The following is a 19,892-nucleotide window of genomic DNA, read 5'->3' on the forward strand; positions in this document are numbered from 1 at the left end:
CCTTCAGGGAGCCCGGATGACCCGCCGTCTGATCATTGCCATTACCGGTGCGACCGGCTTTGTCTACGGCGCTCGCGCCCTGGAACTGCTCAGGCCGCTGGATATCGAGACCCATCTGGTCGTGTCCAAATCCGCCGAGCTGACCCGGCGCTACGAGACCGGCATCAGTCGCGAGCAGCTTTTTGCGCTGGCCGATGAGGTCCATCCGGTGGGCGATATCGGTGCCTCACTGGCCTCCGGCTCCTTTAAAACGCTGGGCATGCTGGTGGCGCCCTGCTCGGTCAAGACCATGTCCGAGATCGCTGCCGGTACGACGACCAATCTCGTCTCGCGCGCCGCCGATGTGGTGCTCAAGGAGCGCCGTCGGCTGGTGCTGATGCTGCGGGAAACGCCGCTGCATCTGGGGCATCTGCGCACCATGACGGCCCTGACCGAAATGGGTGCCATCCTGTTTCCGCCGGTGCCGGCCTTCTACGCCCGGCCGGCCACGCTCGAGGAGATGGTCGATCACAGCGTGGCACGTGCGCTCGACCTGTTTGATATCGAAATCGACGGCATGCCGCGCTGGGGAGAAAATCTCCATCCGCCGGGCAGGGGCTGAATGCGACGGTCTACGCTTGGAACAGGTCCGCGCGCGCGGCGCCCATCACCCGATCTACAGGGAGTCGTTCATGACATCGTTTCTTCCATTCGGTCTGCTGGCGGGCGCCGTGTTGCTGCTGGCGGGCTGCGCCGGCGGTGATCACACCCAGACATCGCAGCGAAGCGCCGCACAGGCCACACCCGCCGCCGGTGCGCTGACCAGCATTCGCTACGATGTCGGCCCCTGCCACGGCTTTTGCCCGGTCTACTCCGTCGAAGTGCGCGCCGACGGCACCACCAGCTTCATCGGTCGGCAGCACACACAGGTCTACGGTCGGCAGGCCCGCCAGAACGGCGAGCAGGCGCTAACGCAGCTTCAGCGCACACTCGCCCCCTGGCAGCCGGTCATGAACCAGCAGCGTGAATCCACCGGCTGCGGTGCACGCATCACGGACATGTCACAGTACACCGTCACCTGGACCGGCCACGACGGGCGCCAGGCAAGGCTTTTGCATGACGGCGGCTGCCGCTCGGCAAGCGCCCTGGCGCTGACGCGTCTGCTCGATGAGGCCATTCCCGACCGGCTCGGCATTTCGAGCTGGATCGGTACGCCCTCGACGTCCAACGCGGTCACGGCGCCTGCAAACTGATGCGAAAGAAGTCCGACCTGCCGACCAAGACCTGCCCGGTGTGTAATCGCCCGTTTACCTGGCGCAAGAAGTGGGCGCGCAACTGGGACAGCGTGATCTACTGCTCCGAGCGCTGTCGGCGCTCGAAGTCATGACACTGTGACCGGGGTGTCATCGCGATGACATCCAGACTTGCCATGCTGCGTTTGAAAGATGCCATCCACGGTCACGGAGCAACGCTCATGCTGGGTCTGACATCACGGGAAATGGAAAGGCTGGTACAGCGCGACATTCATCCAGTGCGCGTTGACGGCAGCGACTGTCTGGTCAGGATGCACGGCCGGGTGCTTCGCTGTACTCCACACGATCTCCACCGCCTCGCTGCCCCCTCACTGCGCGAGCGCATGCGTGGCCGAATCGATCGGCTCTCCAGAGCCTGATGGCTTCCCTCCCCATCGAACCTGCGCCGGATAATCCGAGCGCAGGTCCTGCGCCCATATTGAAGGGCCACTGAATTACCGTCCGAAGGTGTCAACGCAGACTTGAGAAGATTAGAGTAACGGCCGATATGCCTGTCAAGGTATTAGAAATTACTTAAACGAACGCTGTCAGTCAGCGCCCGCCGCTCTGGTACTTCTTCTCATGCGAACCAAAGGTTATCTCCTGCGCCAGGGGCTTGCGCTCTTTACGGCCACGCTTGTCACCCTCTTTCTGATCGCCGTGATCTGGGAGTTCTGGCTGGAGGCGCAGGCCTTTCGGCTTCTGGACTGGGGTCCGCCGCCGGATTTTGATACCGCCTCGCGCTGGCGCTTCATTCTGACCTGCACCGGCTTTGCCGCGATCGCCATGATCGTGCCGGGTTGTCTGTGCCTGCGACTGATCTGGCGACTGCGCCATCGCTATCGCCAGCTGCTGGCCGCGCGTGCGCGCAGCAACCATCTGGCCCAGCACGATGGGCTGACGGGCCTGATGAACCGGCATTATTTCATGACCCGGCTGCACGCCCGGCTGAGCCCGCTGCTGGAACAGACGGCACTGCTGGTCATTGATATCAACGCCTTTCAGAGCATCAACAATGCCTACGGCAACACCGCCGGAGACTACGCCCTGCGCCGCATGGCCAGCAGGCTGAACCGTGTCCGGGCCGTGGGAGACCCGTTGCTGGGGCGGCTGGGGGGCGACGAGTTCGTGGTGGCGCTGACCGGGGCTCTGAGTCCGCGCGATATTCTTGACCAGGCACAGTCGCTCCAGCGTCAGGTGCAACAGCCGCTGGTCTGCGGTAGTGGGCGCGTGACGCTGGAAGCCACCATCGGCATTGCCATTGCGCCACTGCATGCCACCTCGGCCGATCAGCTGCTCGCCGCGGCCTATGACGCGATGCACGACGCTCGAAGCAGGGGCGAGCGGATACGGCTGCAGGAAAGCTGTTTGTCACAGGCGCAGCAGGAGGATCTCCAGCGCGCGCAGCGCCTGCGCCAGGCGCTGGATCAGGGCGAGATCGTACCCTTTTACCAGCCGGTCGTGTCCCTTTCGAACCGAGAGACGGTAGGCGTCGAGATTCTGGCCCGCTGGCAGCATCCCGAGCGTGGTCTGGTCCCGCCCGATGAGTTTATCCCGCTGATCGAAACCCTGGGGCTGATGCCGGAAATGACACGCCATCTGCTCGACACCGCGATGCATGACAGTCGCCAATGGCCCGGCGCGCGCTTTCTTGCGGTCAATATCACGGCCTCCTATCTGGAAGATCAAAGCTTTACGGCGCAGATAGCCGCACTGCTTGAGGCGCATGCGTTTCCGGCCGATCGTCTTGAAGTCGAGATTACCGAAAACGTGCTGATCGAACGCCTCGACATCGTGCAGCAAAACCTGAACCGACTGCACGGGATGGGCGTGCACGTGTCGCTGGATGACTTCGGGACCGGCTATTCGGGGCTTTATCACCTGGCCCGACTGGATATCGACAAGATCAAGATCGATCGCTCCTTTTTTGATGCCGAAGAGATCCGTCAGGACAATCTGGTCCGTTTGATCATCGCCATGGGCCGTTCACTGGGCATGGCGGTCGTGGCCGAGGGTATCGAGGAGGAGCGCCTCGCCGAGCGTCTGGCACAGCAGGGTTGCCACCTTGGGCAGGGGTATCTGTTCGGCCGGCCGATGCCTACCAACGCCCTGTACGACCATCTTGTCTCCCGGGTTCATGAAACCGTCAACCCCTGAGCGTCCATCTCTGCCAGGCTTTGAGACATTCCCTGCAAGGAGAGGCCCATGACTGCCCTGAAGGATGATCGCCCCGGTCTTCGCGACATGCGCCGTCTGGTCGAGCCCGCCGCCACCGCCCTGGGCGGGTCGCCTGGCGCCCGCGCCGCCACGGTAGCCGAGCTGGCCGAGCGTGACGGCTACACCCCCGACTTTCTGGCCGACATGCCGGTGGCGCTGCCCGTGCCGACGGACGCGCTCGCCGAGGACGTGACCCCGGTGCCCGGGCGCGAGGATGGCCGCCTGGATTACACCCATTTTTCGCTGGTGATGTCGCGCAGCCGGCGGCTTGCCCTGTTTACCGCCGTCAATATCGACGGCAGTGCGCTGGTCAGTGTGCCCCGCGGCAGTGATCACTGGCGGTATGACCCGCGCATCGATCGCGACCTGCAGGCCGGCCCCGATCTCTACAGCCGCAATCCGCTCGATCGCGGCCATCTGGTGCGTCGTACCGCACCCAACTGGGGCGAAAACGCCTCGATCGCCAACGACGACACCTTTTATTTCACCAATGCCACGCCGCAGCTGGCCGGGTTTAACCAGCAGACCTGGCTGGGCCTTGAAAACTACCTGCTGGATAACGCCCGCGCCGATCGTCAGCGCATCACGGTCTTCTCCGGGCCGGTGCTTGATTCGGACGATCGCGTGTACCGGGGCATTCAGATCCCCGAGGCCTACTGGAAGGTGGTCGCTTTCATGGGGGAAGACGGTCGGCCCTCGGCGACGGCCTACATGATCGAACAGGGCGACGGGCTCGATCAGCTCGGTTTCATGTTCGGCCAGTACCGCACGTATCAGCGCAGCATCGCGCGCATCGAGGCGCTGACCGGACTGGATTTTGGTGATCTGGGCGACTTTGATGGCTTCTCCAACGAGGAGCGCATGACCGGCGTGCGTATCGAGGCCGAGATACGCGGGCCGGAAGATATCCGGGTATAACGGACACTGGATCAGCGAGCGGATGAACACGGATGACACGTACCTGCCATGACATGCGGTTCTGGCGCCACTCGGGCCTGCCGTGGCTTGAAGCGCGTCTGACCCGTGACGCCCGGTCGGTGTGCTATGCCCGCCACAGCCATGACACCCTGTCACTGGGCGCCGTGCTGGAAGGACACAGTCACTACGAATACTGCCATGACGGGCGCGAACACGTTGCGGCCGTGTCGAAGGGCAGCATTGTGGCGATGAACCCGGGCGAGGTGCACGCCTGTAACCCCCGCGATGACACCCCCTGGTCCTATCTCATGCTCTATATCGACCCGCAGTGGCTGGCAACGCGCCAGCGCGGCGGCCAGGGGGGCTTTCAACCGCTGGCCCGGCGCGTCAGTCGCGATGTCGGGCTTTATCAATCGCTCTCGGCTCTGGCCGTTCGACTGTTTGACTCGGACGGCTCGCAGGCGCCCCGGGACATCGAGCCCGTGATCGAGCAGGCCCTTGAGGTGCTGGGAACGGTGCCACGCCGCGAGGTGAACGAGCCCGCGATCACGGCGCGCGCCGCGGCGTTCATGCGCGAGCACTGTCTCTCGCCTCTGAGTCTCGAGCAGGTGGCCCACGCCGTTGGATGCTCGCGATTTACCCTGATTCGCGGCTTTCGACGCGACTATGGCATCACGCCCCACGCCTTTTTGATCGATTGTCGGATTCGCTGCGGCCAGCGCGCCCTCGGACGCGGTGAAGGCATCGCCGAGACGGCGCTGGCCTGTCGCTTTGCCGATCAGGCGCATTTCCAGCGCACCTTCAAGCGGGTGACGGCGGCGACACCGGCGCAGTACCGCCGCTCGGCATCAGCGCCATGGCCAGCGCACTGGCCACCAGCAGCGCCGCCATGACCCGATTGAGAAGGCGCAGGTGGTGCGGCCGGGTCAGGCGCGCCCCCAGCCAGTGCCCCATGGCCGCCCAGACACTGATACTGGCATAGCAGAGGATGAAAAAAATGACGGCCAGCGCCGCCATCTGAACGCCATCCCGGGTATAGGCACTGACGGCGGCGGCAGAGGCCACCCACGCCTTGGGGTTAAGCCACTGCATCAGCGCGCCCTGATAAAACGAAGGCGCCGCGACTGGTGCGCTGGCCGCTTCCCGGCCATCGGCCATGACCAGCGCCACGGCCATATAGAGTAGAAAGGCCACACCTGCCCAGCGCAGCATCACACCGGCCAGAGGCACGTGCTGAAACAGCGACTGAAGCCCCAGCCCGACCAGCACCAGCAGCAGAGTGAAGCCGACGCTGGCACCCGTGATATGGCGCAGACTTCGTCTGAAGCCGTGATTGAGTCCGGCGCTCAGCGCCACGATGTTGACCGGGCCGGGGGTAAGCGAGGCGGCCAGCGCAAAGGCGGCCATGGAGAGCAGCAGGGCAGGGGACAAGGCAGAGCCTCCGGCGTGAGTGAGGGCTGAAACCTACCGTGCGCCGGAGGTGATGTATTGAACAATATTGTCTGTCGGCCGGGATCGCCAGGCTCGCCTGAAGATGCCCGGGGCGCCACCAAGGTCTGGATTGTCGGTTCAGGCGGGAAGGCCAATGCTTGAGACTTGTTTTCTCCTGAAGGGGCATGGCATGAACGGGCAATCAGGCGGTGCAGACCGCGTATGGGTCGACGAGGTTCGTCGCCGACTTCTCAAGGTGATGGGAATGGCCGCCGGCGCCATGGCCCTTTATCCGATGCTTTCGACTTCCAGTGCGCTGGCCGCTTCCGGTTCGAACGGCGCGCAATATGTCTACGTTGGTACCTATACCGGTCCCAATACGGCCCCAGGCGGTGTGGCCCCCAGCAAGGCCCGCGGCATTTACGTCTTTCGCATGGATCCGGCCACGGGTGGGCTGACGCCGGTACAGACCATGGAAGCCGACAATCCCTCCTTTCTGGCCCTGTCGCCGGATCGTCGCCATCTCTACAGCGTCAACGAGCTCGGGCCGGATGCCGAGGGCAAACCGCAGGGGCGGGTGAGCGCCTATCGCATTGATCCGGCCAGCGGCGAGCTTGCCTTTATCAATACCCGACCCACCGGAGGCACATGGACCTGTCACTGCTCGGTGCACCCTTCCGGGCGCTATCTGTTTGCCGCCAACTACGGCACCGGCAGCTTCTCGGTCTTTGCGCTGGGGGACAACGGCGAGATCGGTGAGATGAGCGATCTGTTCGAGTCACCGCCCAACGGGCTGGGCCCGGACGGTGTGCGCCAGGAAGGGGCGCATGCCCACATGATGATCACCGGGCCGGATGGACATCACGTCTTCGGGATTGATCTGGGCGCGGACCGGCTGCTGGCGTTCACGCTGGATGAGGCCAGCGGCAAGCTCTCACCGGGATCGGTGCCCTACGCCAACGTGGCCTCGGGCAGCGGCTGTCGGCACATGGTCTTTCATCCGCAAAAACCCTGGGCCTACATGCTCAACGAGCTGTCTTCCACGGTGGATGTCTTCGATTTCTACCCCGAGCGCGGCAGCTTCATCCAGACTCGGTCGCTTTCCACTCTGCCGGCCGACAGCGAGTTCGGTCGTCCGGTGTTCAATCCCGACAACCCCAGTGAAGTGCCCACCGGCAGCAACACCACCGCCGAGCTGCGCATCCATCCGCAGGGGCGCTTTCTCTACGCCACCAACCGTGGCATGAACAGCATCGCCATGTTTGCCGTGAACGATGACAGCGGGCAGTTGACCAGTACCGGCTGGGTTTCCAGCGGCGGCGAGATTCCGCGCGGCATGAATCTGGACCCCACGGGCCGCTTTCTCTATGTCGGCAATCAGAACAGCGACACCATCAACGTGTTTCGCATTCAAAACGACAGCGGCAAGCTTGAGGGCCCGGTGCATACGATCGATTCGCCGGTGCCGGTTGATTTTGCTTTCAACGCTGTCAGCGGCTGATCGAAGGTCAATGACAGGTTAACGCTCAAAAGGCGCCGTTGCGGTCAACGGCGCCCCTCCGTGTCAGTCGCGACACAGCGCCAGCATCAGCGCGATCCTGGCCTTGACCGGTGAGAGTGCCGCCATGATCGGGAAGGCGGCATCGGGGGTTGGCAATAGTCGCCCCTCGTTGCAGCGCGCCGCTACGCGCACCTCGATCCCGGCAGCCTGAGCCCGAAGTGCCGCCTGCTCAAGGTCACGATGAAGGCTGGCGTTGCCCGTGGCGCCCAGTACGATGCCCGCGACCGGCTCAGAGGCGCCGCTTTGACGTTCCCGCACCAGCGTATCGATCAGTGCGCCGCTGGCACCGGCGTGGCTGAGCACGATCTCGACGCGGGGCCAGTGCCTGGCATCCGGCAGGGCGTTCTGATCGCTGCTCTCCGGGCGCGGCCAGGAGCGCAGCTGGCGTACCGCCCCTTCCTCTACGTAGCCGATCGGGCCGGCATCGCCAGAGCTGAAGGCATTCAGCCGATAGGGGTGGTCCTTGCGCACGTCGAGCGCGCCGTGGATCTCCCCGGCGCAGACCACCGTCACACCCGTTGCCTCAGATGTTGCCGCAACGACCAGCGCGTCACGCAGATTCTGCGGGCCGTCCGGCATGCGGGCGGTGGCCGGGCGCATGGCGCAGGTCAGCACCACGGGTTTGGTTGAGGGCAGCACCGAATGCAGCAAAAACGCCGTCTCCTCGATCGTGTCCGTGCCGTGGGTGATGACCACGCCCGCGATGTCCTCCTGGCCCAGCCAGTAGTCGCAGCGCTTGCGCAGGGCACACCAGGTCGCGACATCCATGTCCTTGCTGTCGAGCTGGGCGATCTGCTCGGCCTGCAGGGTCACGCCATCCGGCGCCTCTATACCGCCAAGCAGGTCTTCGACTGCGACCGTTCCGGAGGTATAGCCAAGATTGGCGCCGATCTCGGAGGAAGAGCCGGCAATGGTGCCGCCGGTGCCGAGCACGACAAGGCGACGTGATCCTGTCGATGAGGGGTGTGTCATGAAAGCTGCTCCCTGATGGCGGGTCATGAAATATTACCAGCCGTAAAAACGCGGCCAGATATCGACGCTGTCGTCGGACGTCAGAGCGGCGTAATGCGGATGCTGTGCCCCGGTGGCACACGCGTGGTTGGGCAGAATACGCAGACGCGTGCCGATGGGAAAACGATTCCTGATATCGTGATCGGTCTCGCCAACGTGAGACAGGATGCCGTGTTCCTGGTTGGCACCGCTCAGGATGTAACCCTCAAGCACCGTGCCGTCTTCGGTACAGACCTGACCAAAACCGAAATCATGCGTCTGCTTCTGCGTGCCGCGATCACGACTCATCGCCATCCAGCCGGCATCGACGATGGCCCAGCCCTTTTCCTCCTGATGACCGATCACGGTGGTGAGCACGCTCAGCGCGATGTCATCGAGTGTGCACACGCCTACGTTGTGCATGACCAGATCAAACAGCGCATACACGCCGGCGCGCATCTCTGTCACGCCCTCAAGATGTTCGGCACTCAGGGCCGTGGGGGTGGAGCCCACGCTGACCACCGGGCAGGGAAGCCCGGCCTCGCGTAGCCTCTGCGCTGCCCTGACGGCACCGACGCGCTCCTGCTCGGCAATCGAGCGCAGGGCCTCCGGGGTGTGGTAGTCATAGCTGGAGCCAGCGTGGGTCATGACGCCGCCCATGGTCATGCCGCTGTCCTGAAGCTCGTGGGCGATCTCAAGAAGGACGTCTTCATCAGGCTTGATGCCGCTGCGATGCCCGTCGGTATCGATCTCGATCCATACCTCGAAGGTGGCATCGTGGACCTTCTCGAACTCACCGATGGCGCGGGCGGTATCGATATTATCCACGATGAGCTTCAAATCGCAGCCCTTCTCCAGCAGCGCGCGCGCGCGCGGGAGCTTGTCGATCGAGATGCCCACGGCGTAAAGAATGTCGGTGATGCCGGATTCAAAAAACTGCTCGGCTTCCTTGAGGGTCGACACCGTAATGCCGCGGGCGCCGGCGGCGATCTGCGCCTGCGTCACGTTCGGGCATTTGGCGGTCTTGACGTGCGGACGAAAGCGTACGCCGAGTGTGTCCATGCGTGCCTGCATGCGCTCGATATTGCGCTGCAGGCGTTGGATGTCAATCAGTGCGGCGGGCGTCTCAAGAGCATGCAGGGTGGCCATGAGCGTACTCGATCAAAGTAGAAGACAAGGTGTGTTGACATAGTGTCCAGAATTGAACAGTCTGTCAAAAACGACGATGGTAGCATTTGCATGACCCAGCGAACCCCGGAGCAGCGACTGCTGCTTGAACAGCTCAAGCAGACGGCAGAGGGCATTGCCAGAACCTTCGCCCCGTTTTGTGAGGTGGTGGTCCATGACCTGCTGGACCCGTCACATGCCGTACTGGCCATCCATAACAACCTCTCGGGGCGTGAGGTCGGTAGCCCGGCCACCGAGCTGGGGCTGGCCCGCATTCAAAGCGCCGATGTCGAGCAGATCATTGCCAACTATGCCAACAGCTTCTCGGATGGGCGTCAGGTCAAGAGCACTTCGATCGGCATCAAGGATTCCGACGGTCGCTACATTGCCGCGCTGTGCATGAACATCGATCTCAGCGTGTTTCAGGGCTTTCAGGGCATGCTGAATCATTTTGTTGACCTGCCCGGCGCCGCTCCTGCGCAGGAGACGCTCGACCCGATGGGGGCCGACGCCATCCGGACGCGCATCGATCAGTTCGCCGCGAGCATGGCCACCACGCCGCGGGCACTCAAGGCAGAAGATCGACGGGTGCTGGTCAAGGAGTTGAAGTCGGCCGGCCTGCTGGAAGTGCGCCGGGCGATGGAGATTGTCGCCGGCCATCTGGGCGTGTCTCGTGCCTCGGTCTACGGCTATGCGAAGTAGCTCCCGGCGCTGAAAAATTTCAGAAGCATCCGCAATTGATGCGGATATCGAATCGTTTGATCCGGCTGACAGGCCGAGAGAGGAGTCCCATGAACCAGCTTCCCACCTTTGACGATGTGGTCGCCGCATCCGAACGTATCAAGGGCCACGCCCACCGCACGCCGGTGATGACCTCGCGCACCGTCGATGAGGCCATGGGCGCGCAGGTATTTTTTAAATGCGAGAACTTTCAGCGTGTGGGCGCCTTCAAGTTTCGTGGTGCCTTCAATGCGCTGTCGAAATTCAGTGCCGAGCAAAAGCGCGCCGGGGTCGTGGCGTTCTCCTCCGGCAACCACGCTCAGGCCATTGCCCTTTCGGCCAGGATTCTGGACATTCCGGCCACGATCGTCATGCCTCAGGACGCGCCAGCCGCCAAGGTCGCCGCCACCGAGGGCTATGGCGGTAACGTGGTGAGGTATGACCGCTACACCGAGGACCGGGAGCAGATCGGCCGCGATCTCGCCGAGAAGCATGGCATGACCCTGATCCCTTCTTATGATCACCCGGATGTTCTGGCAGGCCAGGGCACGGCTGCCATGGAGCTTTTTGAAGACGTCGGCGAGCTGGATGCCCTGTTCGTGTGTCTGGGTGGCGGTGGCCTGCTGTCGGGCTGTGCGCTGGCGGCCAGAGCCATGGCGCCGGACTGCAAAATCTATGGTGTTGAGCCCGAGGCGGGCAACGACGGGCAGCAGTCGTTTCGCTCAGGGCAGATCGTTCACATCGACACGCCCAAAACCATTGCCGATGGCGCACAGACCCAGTATCTGGGGAAGGTGACCTTTCCGATCATCCAGCGCGATGTCGACGACATTCTGACCGCCTCGGATGCCGAACTTGTCGAGTGCATGGCCTTCATGGCCGAGCGCATGAAGATGGTGGTCGAACCCACCGGTTGTCTCGGGTTTGCCGCAGCGCGCCAGATGAAAGCCGAGCTCAAGGGCAAGCGTATCGGCGTGATCATCAGCGGCGGCAACGTCGACATGGCACGCTTTGCCAGTCTGCTGACCCCGTAGTTTTTTGACCATGGTTTTTTGACCACAGCTCCTTGAGTGGCCCATGGCCGGGCCGCTTATATCCGATTTGGTTCGCGCCCTTCAACCTTTCATGGTTGCGGGGCAAGGACTCCTTGTACCTCAATAAAAGGACCATCCCCATGACTCAAACCGCTCATCATGCTGATATCCGCTGTGAAAACAGCTCGGAGATTTCCCGCCCCGGTGGACACTATTCCCATATCTGCATGGGCGTCGGCCAGGTCTTTATCTCCGGCCAGCTTCCCATCAAGCCGGATGGTACGCACCTGAGCGATGCCTCTTTTGAGGAACAGGCACGCCAGGTACTGGACAATATCGATGCCTGCCTGGCCTGCGCTGGTGTTGACAGGAAAAACCTGATGCAGGTGCGCATCTACGTCACCGATATCAACAACTGGCCGGCGTTCAACGACATCTACGCCGAGTGGCTGGGAGAGCATCGTCCGGCTCGAGCCGTCGCCGGGGTGGCCCAGCTGCACTTTGGCTTTGGCGTTGAGGTCGAGGCCGTCGCGCTGCTCTGATCCAGAGCCCGGGCCAGCCTTCAGACGCCCGCAACGGGTATGCGCCCGGCCCCGTCATCCAAAAATGCTTTCTGATCACTGCCTGGCAGTACGTCATGTCTCGCGTGAGACATGACGGTGTCGCCTCGGGCATTAAAGGCCCGACCCTGGCGCTCCTGCCTTTGCGGGGGCGCCGCCCCGGTAGGACGTTGTATCTGAAAACCGCAAACAGCGGGAAACAGGAGACGTACAATGACAAGAAATACCGTTCATTCATCTGCCCGACGCAATCCCTTGAGGGTCTGGCTCGACATGGCGCTGTGGAAGCAGATATTCATTGCGCTGACGCTGGGGCTGGTCCTGGGGATTGCGCTTAACCTGACCGGTAATGCCGAAATTGCTGCCGCTGTAAAACCGGTCGGAGATCTGTTTATTCGCGGGATCAAGATGCTGATCGTCCCGCTGATCTTTATCACGCTGGTCTCAGGCGTTGCCTCATTGCAGGACCTGACGACCATGGGTCGTCTCGGCGTGAAAACGTTTGTTCTGTACCTGGGCACTACCGCCATTGCCATCTCGATCGGCCTGGCGCTGGCGGTGCTTTTCAAGCCAGGTGTGGGGGTTGATATTGGTACGGCTGAAGCCGTCCAGCCCAAGGATGCGCCTTCGATTGCCGATACCATCCTGGGGCTGGTACCGACCAATCCGGTCGAGGCCTTTGCGACGGCCAACGTGCTTCAGATCATTGTCTTTGCCATGCTGCTGGGCATCGCCATCGTCATGGCGGGCGAGGTCGCAAAACCGATCAAGACCTTTTTCGATGCCGCCGCCGAGGTCATGTACAAGCTGACCTCGATCATTATTGCCTTTGCGCCCTATGGGGTTTTCGCTCTGATGGTCTGGGTGGCCGGCACCTATGGCATGGATGTACTGGCGCCCCTGGCCGGTGTCATCGGGCTGGTCTATCTCGCCTGTATTCTCCATGCCCTGATCGTCTACGGCGCGATGATCAAGTTCCTCGCTCGCCTTAATCCCATTCGCTTTTTTCAGGGGACCATCGAGCCGGCCCTGGTGGCCTTTACCAGCACCTCCAGCTCGGGAACGCTGCCGGTCACGATGATGTCGGCCGAGCACAATCTGGGCGTGTCACGTCGGGTCTCGAGTTTTGTGCTGCCGCTGGGCGCCACCATCAACATGGACGGCACGGCCCTTTATCAGGGCATCTGCGTGGTCTTCATCGCGCAGGCCTATGGCGTTGATCTAACGACCAGCCAGTATGTGACCATTGTCCTGACCTCAACACTTGCCTCCATTGGCACCGCCGGTGTCCCTGGTGCCGGGTTGATCATGCTGTCTCTGGTCCTGACATCAGTAGGACTGCCGCTGGAAGGTATTGCCATCATTGCCGGTATTGACCGCATCCTCGATATGGTCCGCACTGGCTTGAATGTGGTCGGCGACAGCGCGGTAACGTGCGTTGTGGCGCGCAGCGAAGGCGAGCTTGATCAGACGCTTTTCGATACGCCTCACGTGCTCAAGGCCGGCGAAACGTCCCCTGATGCCGGACCGGCTAGCGATCGCCCCCTGTCCTGACAGAGTTCTCCCTGTTCGATTCCATAACGACATAACATCATCGGCGGCAGGTGAGCGCTGTATGAAGTCAAGACGATCAGAAAGGTGTTCGAAAGGACCGGCCGGGGGCAGCGAGATATCGCTGTCCCCGGCCGGTGACGTTGGGTCTACCCGGGAGTTTTACCCATGTTTGATCAGCTTGTGCAGCTGTTGAAGACGCACGATGCACGCTTTCGTATCATTGAGCATTCTGCCGAAGGACGGTCGCAGGACGTGGCCCGTATCCGCGGTACTACCGAATCGCAGGGTGCCAAAGCGATGCTGTGTAAAAGCCGGCACGATGATGAGTTTTTTATGCTGGCCGTGCTGCCGGGCAACAGGAAGCTGGATTTTCGACAGGTGGCTGACGCTGTCGGCATCAAAAAGGCGACGCTTGCCAGCGCCGAGGACGTCATGACCGAGACCGGCTGTGTCGTCGGCGCCGTTCCCCCCTTCGTATTTTCATCGCGGATTCGATTGCTGGCCGACCCGGCGCTTGTCGAGGCACATGACGAGATCGCCTTCAACGCCGGCCGGCTTGATCGCTCGATCGTTTTAAGCAGCGAAGATTATCTGCGCATTGCCCAACCAGAGATTCGAAGCCTTTGTATCTGAACGACGTGGCTGCCCTGTCGCTGGATCTGGACGATACGCTCTGGGATTTCGATGCGGCAGTACGCGGCGCTGAAGCCGCGCTTTATCACTGGCTTTTGCAGCACGCACCGCTGACGACGGCAGTGCTGGCAGAGCCTGCGTCACTGCAACAGTATCGACAGCGCATGGCCATGCTCAGGCCCGATCTTGTCGACACACCGGCACAGCTTAGAAAAGCATCGATTCATGAGGTGCTGCGTCTGGCCGGTGAAGATCCGGCGCTAAGTGAACGGGCCTATGCGGTGTTTTATGCCGCGCGTCAGCAGGTCACGTTGTTTGAAGATGCCCTGCCGGCGCTTGAATGGCTGAGCCATCGCTATCCCATCGTGGCCATTTCAAACGGTAATGCCGATCTGGACATGATCGGCCTTCGCCACTTTTTCAGGGGCGCGCTTTTTTCAGCAGACCTTGGTATCGCCAAGCCGGACCCGCGAATGTTCGAAATCGCTGCCGATGTCCTGCAGGTCGTCCCGGCGCAGGCACTGCATATAGGAGACGACTGGCAGCTGGATGTGCAGGGCGCTCTGTCAGCAGGGCTAAAGGCCGCCTGGCTGGTGCGTACGGCGCCCGACGCTGAGCCGACTGGCCCGCAAGGCGCTGGCGGGTTTTGGCTGACCCTCAATCATCTGCACGATCTGTGTGGGCTGCTTGAAGCATGAGGCAGCCCTGCCGCGCACGCCTGTCCACACGATGTCTTGGCTAGAAAATGCGCCGGTCGATACCCAGCGTGTCCATCAAACGGGTAGCGATCTCCTCGACCGAGTAGTTGGTGGTGTCCAGATAGGGGATGCGCAGCCGCCGATACAGCGCCTCGACTTCCGAGAGCTCCAGCCGGCACTGTCTCAGGGAGGCGTAGGTGCTGGCCGTGCGCCGCTCGTTGCGAATGGCGGCGAGCCGGTCGGCGTTGATGGTCAGTCCGAACAGCTTGCCGCGCTGCTCTCGAAGCGCTGGCGGCAGCGCCAGGCGGTCCATGTCATCGGCAATGAAGGGGTAGTTGGCCACCCGCAGGCCGAACTGCATGGCCAGATAAAGGCTGGTGGGCGTTTTGCCGCAGCGCGACACGCCGATCAGAATCACCTGCGCCTGTTCGAGATGGCGCAGCGACAGGCCGTCGTCGTGGGCCAGCGCGTAGTCGATCGCCGCGATGCGCTCGTCATAACGCGCCACGTTGCGCTGATTGAGGCCGTGGGTGCGGTGCAGCGTCGGGTGCGGCGCCATCTGGAGCTCTTCACTGAGCGGGGCGATGACGGATTCGATCACATCGTGGCAAAAGCCATGACTCGACAAAATGATCTGGCGGATGTCGTCGCTGACGATCGAGTAAAAGACGATGGCGCGCTCGCCGGTCTCGGCAAAGATTCGGTCGATGCGCTCACGGATCTCGTTAGCGCGCTCCCGGGTGTCGACAAACGGCCAGGTGCGCTGGGTAAATTCCGTATCAAACTGGGAAAGAACGGCGTGACCCAGCACTTCCATGGTAATGGCCGTGCCATCGGAAATATAAAACACTGTTTTTGGCATAAGGGTCTCTCTTCCCGGCATAAAAAGACACGGTTTATCAGGCATTAAACCACGGTAACGGTCAAAATGGTGCAGTTCCATTGCGACCTTATTTGTCAAATTTGCGCATGCACTACAAAACGTGTAGTGGTTTTTTGTGCCGCTTTTTTCGTTATATATTGTTTATATTTCAATGGCCTATAGTCATCATTTAATACTTTAAGCTAATGGCTTGTAGTAGTCTTTCAAAATGCTCCTGGCCTTAAAACCTGTCATCAGGGCTATGGCAGGCCGAAGAAAATGATTACGCTCTGCTCGACTGTCACATGACAGAAAGGCTTTAAAAGACGTCGTTTCCATTCGGTCGTGCGATGAATTGACACGCCCTGAGCGACGTTTTTTTACGTTGTTTACTTTTGGGTAGGGCACTGCCGGTTCCTTCGGGTTCTGGTGGCTAAAGGATTGCCGGGAGAGACGAGAATGAGTGATCGCATGGTGACAGATGACAATCGCCCCAATGACGCTGACCTGAATGTGCTCTGGTATGACCAGGTCGGTATGCACGACGTCAATCGTGTTGGAGGCAAAAACGCCTCGCTGGGCGAGATGATCAGCCATCTGGCCAGCCTGGGGGTTCAGGTGCCCAACGGCTTTGCGACCACCGCCGATGCATGGCGGCGCTTTCTGGAACAAAGCGGTCTGGATGATCGCATTCATGCCCTGCTCGACGAGACCGATATCGACGATACGCAGGCGCTGTCGGCCGCCGGGACACGCATTCGCCAGTGGGTCATCGACACACCCTTTACTGCCGAGCTCGATAACGCCATTGCCACGGCCTACGAGAAGCTGGCCGGGGACAACCCGGAGGCCTCCTTTGCCGTGCGGTCCTCGGCCACCGCCGAAGACATGCCGGATGCCTCCTTTGCCGGTCAGCAGGAAACCTTTCTCAACGTGCAGGGGCTGGACGCCGTGCGTGAGGCGATCCATCACGTGTTTGCCTCGCTGTTCAACGACCGCGCCATCTCCTACCGCGTGCATCAGGGCTACGACCACAAGGGCGTGGCGCTGTCGGCCGGCGTCCAGCGCATGGTGCGCTCGGATCTGGCCACCTCGGGCGTCATGTTCACCATCGACACCGAATCCGGCTTTGATCAGGTCGTGTTCATCACCGCCGCCTGGGGGCTGGGCGAGATGGTGGTGCAGGGCGCCGTCAATCCGGACGAGTACTACGTTCACAAGCCCGGCCTCGCTGCCAATCGCCCGTCGGTGGTGCGTCGCAGCATGGGCACCAAGGCCGAGCGCATGGTCTACGCCGACGATCGCGCCCACGGCAAGCAGGTGCGCATCGAGCCGGTTGATGCCGCGGATCAGGATCGGTTCTGTTTGAGTGACGACGAGATCGAGGCGCTGGCCCGCCAGGCCATGCTGATCGAGGAGCACTACGGCCGCCCGATGGACATCGAGTGGGCCAAGGACGGCCACACCGGCGAGCTTTTGATCGTGCAGGCGCGTCCGGAAACCGTACGTTCACGCAAGCAGGTGATGGAGCGCTACCAGCTCAAGTCCCGCGGTCCGGTGATCGCCGAAGGTCGTGCCATCGGCCAGCGCATAGGCGCCGGTCCGGTCAAGATCATTGCCGATATCAGCCAGATGCACGAAGTTTCCCCCGGCGACGTGCTGGTTACCGACATGACCGACCCGGACTGGGAGCCGATCATGAAGCGTGCCGCGGCGATTGTGACCAACCGCGGCGGACGCACCTGCCATGCGGCGATCATCGCCCGTGAACTGGGCATCCCGGCGGTGGTCGGCTGTGGCGATGCCACCGAGCGTCTGACCTCGACTTCACATGTCACCGTGTCGTGTGCCGAAGGCGATACCGGCTACATCTACGACGGCGAGCTGGAGTTCGAGATCAAAAGCGCCGCCATCGATGATCTGCCGGAGCTGCCGCTCAAGCTGATGATGAACGTCGGTAACCCCGACCGCGCCTTTGACTTTGCCACGCTGCCCAACGAGGGCGTGGGTCTGGCGCGGCTGGAGTTCATCATCAACCGCATGATCGGCATCCACCCGCGCGCGCTGCTGGAGTTTGATCGCCAGACGCCGGCGCTTCAGGCCGAAATCAAGAGCCGTATTGCCGGCTACAGTGATCCGGTCGAGTTCTACGTGGCTCGTCTGACCGAAGGGATGGCGACGCTTGCCGCGGCTTTCTGGCCCAAGCGGGTGATCGTGCGCCTGTCGGACTTCAAGACCAACGAATACGCCAACCTGGTGGGCGGTGAGCAGTACGAGCCGCACGAGGAAAACCCGATGCTGGGCTTCCGCGGTGCCGGTCGCTACGTCTCGCCGGACTTCCGTGACTGCTTCGCGCTGGAGTGTCAGGCGGTCAAGCGGGTGCGTGACGTGATGGGGCTTGAAAACGTCGAGATCATGATTCCGTTCGTGCGCACGCTGAAAGACGCCAGCGCCGTGATCGAGACGCTGGAAACTCAGGGTCTCAAGCGCGGTGAGAACGGCCTCAAGGTCATCATGATGTGCGAGCTGCCCTCCAACGCGCTGCTGGCCGATCAGTTCCTTGAGTACTTCGATGGCTTCTCGATCGGCTCCAACGACATGACCCAGCTCACCCTGGGGCTGGACCGTGACTCGGGTACCGTCTCCGAACAGTTCGACGAGCGCAACGAGGCCGTCCTGGCGCTGCTGTCGATGGCCATTCGCGCCGCCAAGCGTCAGGGCAAGTACGTCGGCATCTGCGGGCAGGGCCCGTCGGATCACCCGGACTTTGCCGCCTGGCTGATGAGCGAGGGCATCGACAGCCTGTCGCTCAACCCGGACACGGTGATCAATACCTGGATCGCGCTAGGTGAACAGGGCAACGGTGGCGCAAGCCAGACCGGCAACGACACACCGGCGTCACTGATCAACAAGTAAATCGATCAGCACGCAGGATGATGCATGACGTCATCGACCGTCCGGCCCGCAAGGGTCGGACGGTTTTTTCATGTCTGACGGGCCTCCTTCATCGGCAAGGTTTAACGCGGTGCATCGAAGGTGGTCAGTACCGTGGCCATGACCAGCGCCGCTGCACCGCGCGCCGGCGTCAGGCGGCTTTGCGTCAGCACGCGCGGGATGATCAGCGCCGCCTCCGGCAGCAGTCGGCGCTGGGTGCGTTCAAAGGCTGTCAGCGCCGGCGTCAAGAAGGCCGGACCAAGCGCGGTCAGCGTGCCGCCGATCACGATCTCGGCCGGATTGAGCGTGTGGTGCAGATTGTGCAGCAGCATGCCAAGCGCCCGCCCGGCGCGGGCAAGCACCGGGGCGGTACGTTCGGCGGGCAGGGCCGCCACGGCGGTGGCCAGATCAGCGTCGTCACCAATGCCAAGCTGCTGACGCAGGCGCCAGCCGCTGACCAGCGTCTCGGCGCAGCCGTAATTGCCGCAGTGACACAGCGTGCCCTCGGGGTCGAGCAGGGTGTGGCCGATTTCGCCGGCCAGACCGTGCACGCCGCGGATGATGCGTGGCGAGGCCGCGTTTTCCACCAGACCGCTGCCGATGCCGATATCGGCGCTGACAAACAGCAGCGAGTCAGGCGCCCTGTCATGGGCAAAATAGAGCTCGCCAAAGGCGGCCAGCGAGGACTCGTTGTCCATCAGCCTGAGCCCCGGCAGCGGTGGCAGGTGATGCGCCAGCAGGTCGAGAAAGCGGACCCGATGCCAGCCCAGATTGGGCGCCAGTCCCAGCAGCGGTTCATTCGGCATGACCGGGCCGGGCAGCGCCACGCCCACGCCCAGCAGCCGGCGCGCATCGAGGCCGTCACCTGCCAGCAGGGCCATGAGTTCATGGGCCAGCTGACGGGCAGCGTCCTCGGGGGTGGTGCCGGTACGCGGCAGGCAGCGCTGTGCCAGCGTGGCGCCGGACAGGGTACAGGCCAGCAGCCTGAGCTCATCGACGCCGACTTCCACCCCCAGCAGCAGGTGATGATGCTCGTTCAGGGACAGCTCACGCCCCGGGCGGCCACCGCGCCGGCGCTGAAGCGCGCCCTCCTCGAGCCAGCCGCTGTCCAGCAGAGTCGTCACGGCACTGCCCACGGTGACCTTGGTCAGTCCGGTTTCCCGGGCCAGTTCGGTGCGGCTCATGTTGGGACGGCGGCGCAGCGCGTCAAGAATGGCCAGGCGATTGCGCTGTTTCAGAGAGTTGAGATCGCCGGCAGGGCGCGGGTCTGACGAGCAGGTCATGGTGATGGGCCCTGGGTGGCGATAGCGAACAGACAGGCAGATGACGTCCACCGATCCGA

At 62.3% G+C, this 19,892-nt stretch carries 20 protein-coding genes; 15 read left to right on the forward strand and 5 right to left on the reverse strand.

The features are described 5' to 3' along the window. Positions 1–16 precede the first annotated feature (16 nt). The 7 genes from ACXMYO_RS14560 (at position 17) to ACXMYO_RS14590 (ending at position 5,299) form a co-directional block, all read left to right on the forward strand. Positions 17–601, forward strand: coding sequence for a UbiX family flavin prenyltransferase (locus ACXMYO_RS14560; RefSeq protein WP_438765609.1), 585 nt, complete (start codon positions 17–19; stop codon positions 599–601). 70 nt (positions 602–671) lie between these two features. Further along, a complete protein-coding gene (locus ACXMYO_RS14565; RefSeq protein ID WP_457809240.1) occupies positions 672–1,232 on the forward strand; it encodes a DUF6438 domain-containing protein in 561 nt (186 codons plus the stop codon). Beyond that, positions 1,232–1,366, forward strand: a complete 135-nt coding sequence (locus ACXMYO_RS14570; RefSeq protein ID WP_457809241.1) for a DUF2256 domain-containing protein — start codon at positions 1,232–1,234, stop codon at positions 1,364–1,366. The genes ACXMYO_RS14565 and ACXMYO_RS14570 overlap by 1 nt, the downstream gene beginning before the upstream one ends. Positions 1,367–1,390: 24 nt before the next feature. Further along, the gene (locus ACXMYO_RS14575) at positions 1,391–1,651 is read left to right on the forward strand and encodes a hypothetical protein (protein ID WP_438765615.1); all 261 of its coding nucleotides are present in this window, start codon (positions 1,391–1,393) and stop codon (positions 1,649–1,651) included. Between the two features lie 202 nt (positions 1,652–1,853). Continuing rightward, a complete protein-coding gene (locus ACXMYO_RS14580; RefSeq protein ID WP_457809242.1) occupies positions 1,854–3,428 on the forward strand; it encodes a putative bifunctional diguanylate cyclase/phosphodiesterase in 1,575 nt (524 codons plus the stop codon). Between the two features lie 48 nt (positions 3,429–3,476). Next, positions 3,477–4,406, forward strand: coding sequence for a DNA/RNA non-specific endonuclease (locus tag ACXMYO_RS14585; RefSeq protein ID WP_457809243.1), 930 nt, complete (start codon positions 3,477–3,479; stop codon positions 4,404–4,406). A gap of 32 nt (positions 4,407–4,438) precedes the next feature. Continuing rightward, on the forward strand, positions 4,439–5,299 hold the full coding sequence (locus ACXMYO_RS14590) for an AraC family transcriptional regulator (RefSeq protein WP_457809244.1): 861 nt from the start codon (positions 4,439–4,441) through the stop codon (positions 5,297–5,299). On the opposite strand, the gene ACXMYO_RS14595 is transcribed toward ACXMYO_RS14590, so the two are convergent. Continuing rightward, positions 5,208–5,837 carry a LysE family translocator gene (locus ACXMYO_RS14595; RefSeq protein ID WP_457809245.1) on the reverse strand — a complete coding sequence of 210 codons (630 nt, stop codon included), beginning with the start codon at positions 5,835–5,837 and terminating at the stop codon, positions 5,208–5,210. The genes ACXMYO_RS14590 and ACXMYO_RS14595 overlap by 92 nt on opposite strands. 190 nt (positions 5,838–6,027) lie before the next feature. On the opposite strand from ACXMYO_RS14595, the gene ACXMYO_RS14600 reads away from it, so the two are divergent. After that, the gene (locus ACXMYO_RS14600; RefSeq protein ID WP_457809246.1) at positions 6,028–7,338 is read left to right on the forward strand and encodes a lactonase family protein; all 1,311 of its coding nucleotides are present in this window, start codon (positions 6,028–6,030) and stop codon (positions 7,336–7,338) included. Positions 7,339–7,401: 63 nt separating this feature from the next. On the opposite strand, the gene ACXMYO_RS14605 is transcribed toward ACXMYO_RS14600, so the two are convergent. Beyond that, on the reverse strand, positions 7,402–8,370 hold the full coding sequence (locus tag ACXMYO_RS14605; RefSeq protein ID WP_457809247.1) for an asparaginase: 969 nt from the start codon (positions 8,368–8,370) through the stop codon (positions 7,402–7,404). Positions 8,371–8,403: 33 nt separating this feature from the next. Continuing rightward, the gene (locus ACXMYO_RS14610; RefSeq protein WP_457809248.1) at positions 8,404–9,537 is read right to left on the reverse strand and encodes a DSD1 family PLP-dependent enzyme; all 1,134 of its coding nucleotides are present in this window, start codon (positions 9,535–9,537) and stop codon (positions 8,404–8,406) included. Between the two features lie 90 nt (positions 9,538–9,627). Here ACXMYO_RS14610 and ACXMYO_RS14615 point away from each other — a divergent pair, with 90 nt between their 5' ends. From ACXMYO_RS14615 to ACXMYO_RS14640, 6 genes are all read left to right on the forward strand, one after another. Next, positions 9,628–10,257 carry a helix-turn-helix transcriptional regulator gene (locus ACXMYO_RS14615; RefSeq protein ID WP_457809249.1) on the forward strand — a complete coding sequence of 210 codons (630 nt, stop codon included), beginning with the start codon at positions 9,628–9,630 and terminating at the stop codon, positions 10,255–10,257. 89 nt (positions 10,258–10,346) lie between these two features. Beyond that, positions 10,347–11,309: a threo-3-hydroxy-L-aspartate ammonia-lyase gene (locus ACXMYO_RS14620; RefSeq protein ID WP_457809250.1), complete on the forward strand. Its 963-nt coding sequence runs from the start codon at positions 10,347–10,349 to the stop codon at positions 11,307–11,309. 140 nt (positions 11,310–11,449) lie between these two features. After that, positions 11,450–11,851, forward strand: a complete 402-nt coding sequence (locus tag ACXMYO_RS14625; RefSeq protein WP_457809251.1) for a RidA family protein — start codon at positions 11,450–11,452, stop codon at positions 11,849–11,851. 231 nt (positions 11,852–12,082) lie between these two features. Further along, positions 12,083–13,423, forward strand: coding sequence for a dicarboxylate/amino acid:cation symporter (locus tag ACXMYO_RS14630; RefSeq protein WP_457809252.1), 1,341 nt, complete (start codon positions 12,083–12,085; stop codon positions 13,421–13,423). A 165-nt stretch (positions 13,424–13,588) separates the two neighbouring features. Then, positions 13,589–14,056: a YbaK/prolyl-tRNA synthetase associated domain-containing protein gene (locus tag ACXMYO_RS14635; RefSeq protein WP_457809253.1), complete on the forward strand. Its 468-nt coding sequence runs from the start codon at positions 13,589–13,591 to the stop codon at positions 14,054–14,056. After that, complete coding sequence (locus ACXMYO_RS14640; RefSeq protein ID WP_457809254.1) at positions 14,047–14,754, forward strand: HAD family hydrolase; 708 nt, start codon at positions 14,047–14,049, stop codon at positions 14,752–14,754. The genes ACXMYO_RS14635 and ACXMYO_RS14640 overlap by 10 nt, the downstream gene beginning before the upstream one ends. A gap of 40 nt (positions 14,755–14,794) precedes the next feature. Here the strand turns inward: ACXMYO_RS14640 and ppsR are convergent, their stop codons facing one another. Then, positions 14,795–15,616 (reverse strand): posphoenolpyruvate synthetase regulatory kinase/phosphorylase PpsR, encoded by an 822-nt coding sequence (ppsR, locus tag ACXMYO_RS14645; protein ID WP_457809255.1) that lies wholly within the window; start codon positions 15,614–15,616, stop codon positions 14,795–14,797. 459 nt (positions 15,617–16,075) lie between these two features. Between ppsR and ppsA the strand changes: the two genes are divergently transcribed. Continuing rightward, a complete protein-coding gene (gene ppsA, locus ACXMYO_RS14650; RefSeq protein ID WP_457809256.1) occupies positions 16,076–18,532 on the forward strand; it encodes a phosphoenolpyruvate synthase in 2,457 nt (818 codons plus the stop codon). Positions 18,533–18,633: 101 nt separating this feature from the next. On the opposite strand, the gene ACXMYO_RS14655 is transcribed toward ppsA, so the two are convergent. Further along, positions 18,634–19,833 (reverse strand): ROK family transcriptional regulator, encoded by a 1,200-nt coding sequence (locus ACXMYO_RS14655; protein WP_457809257.1) that lies wholly within the window; start codon positions 19,831–19,833, stop codon positions 18,634–18,636. Positions 19,834–19,892: the final 59 nt, after the last annotated feature.

Source organism: Kushneria sp. EE4 (assembly GCF_977968315.1).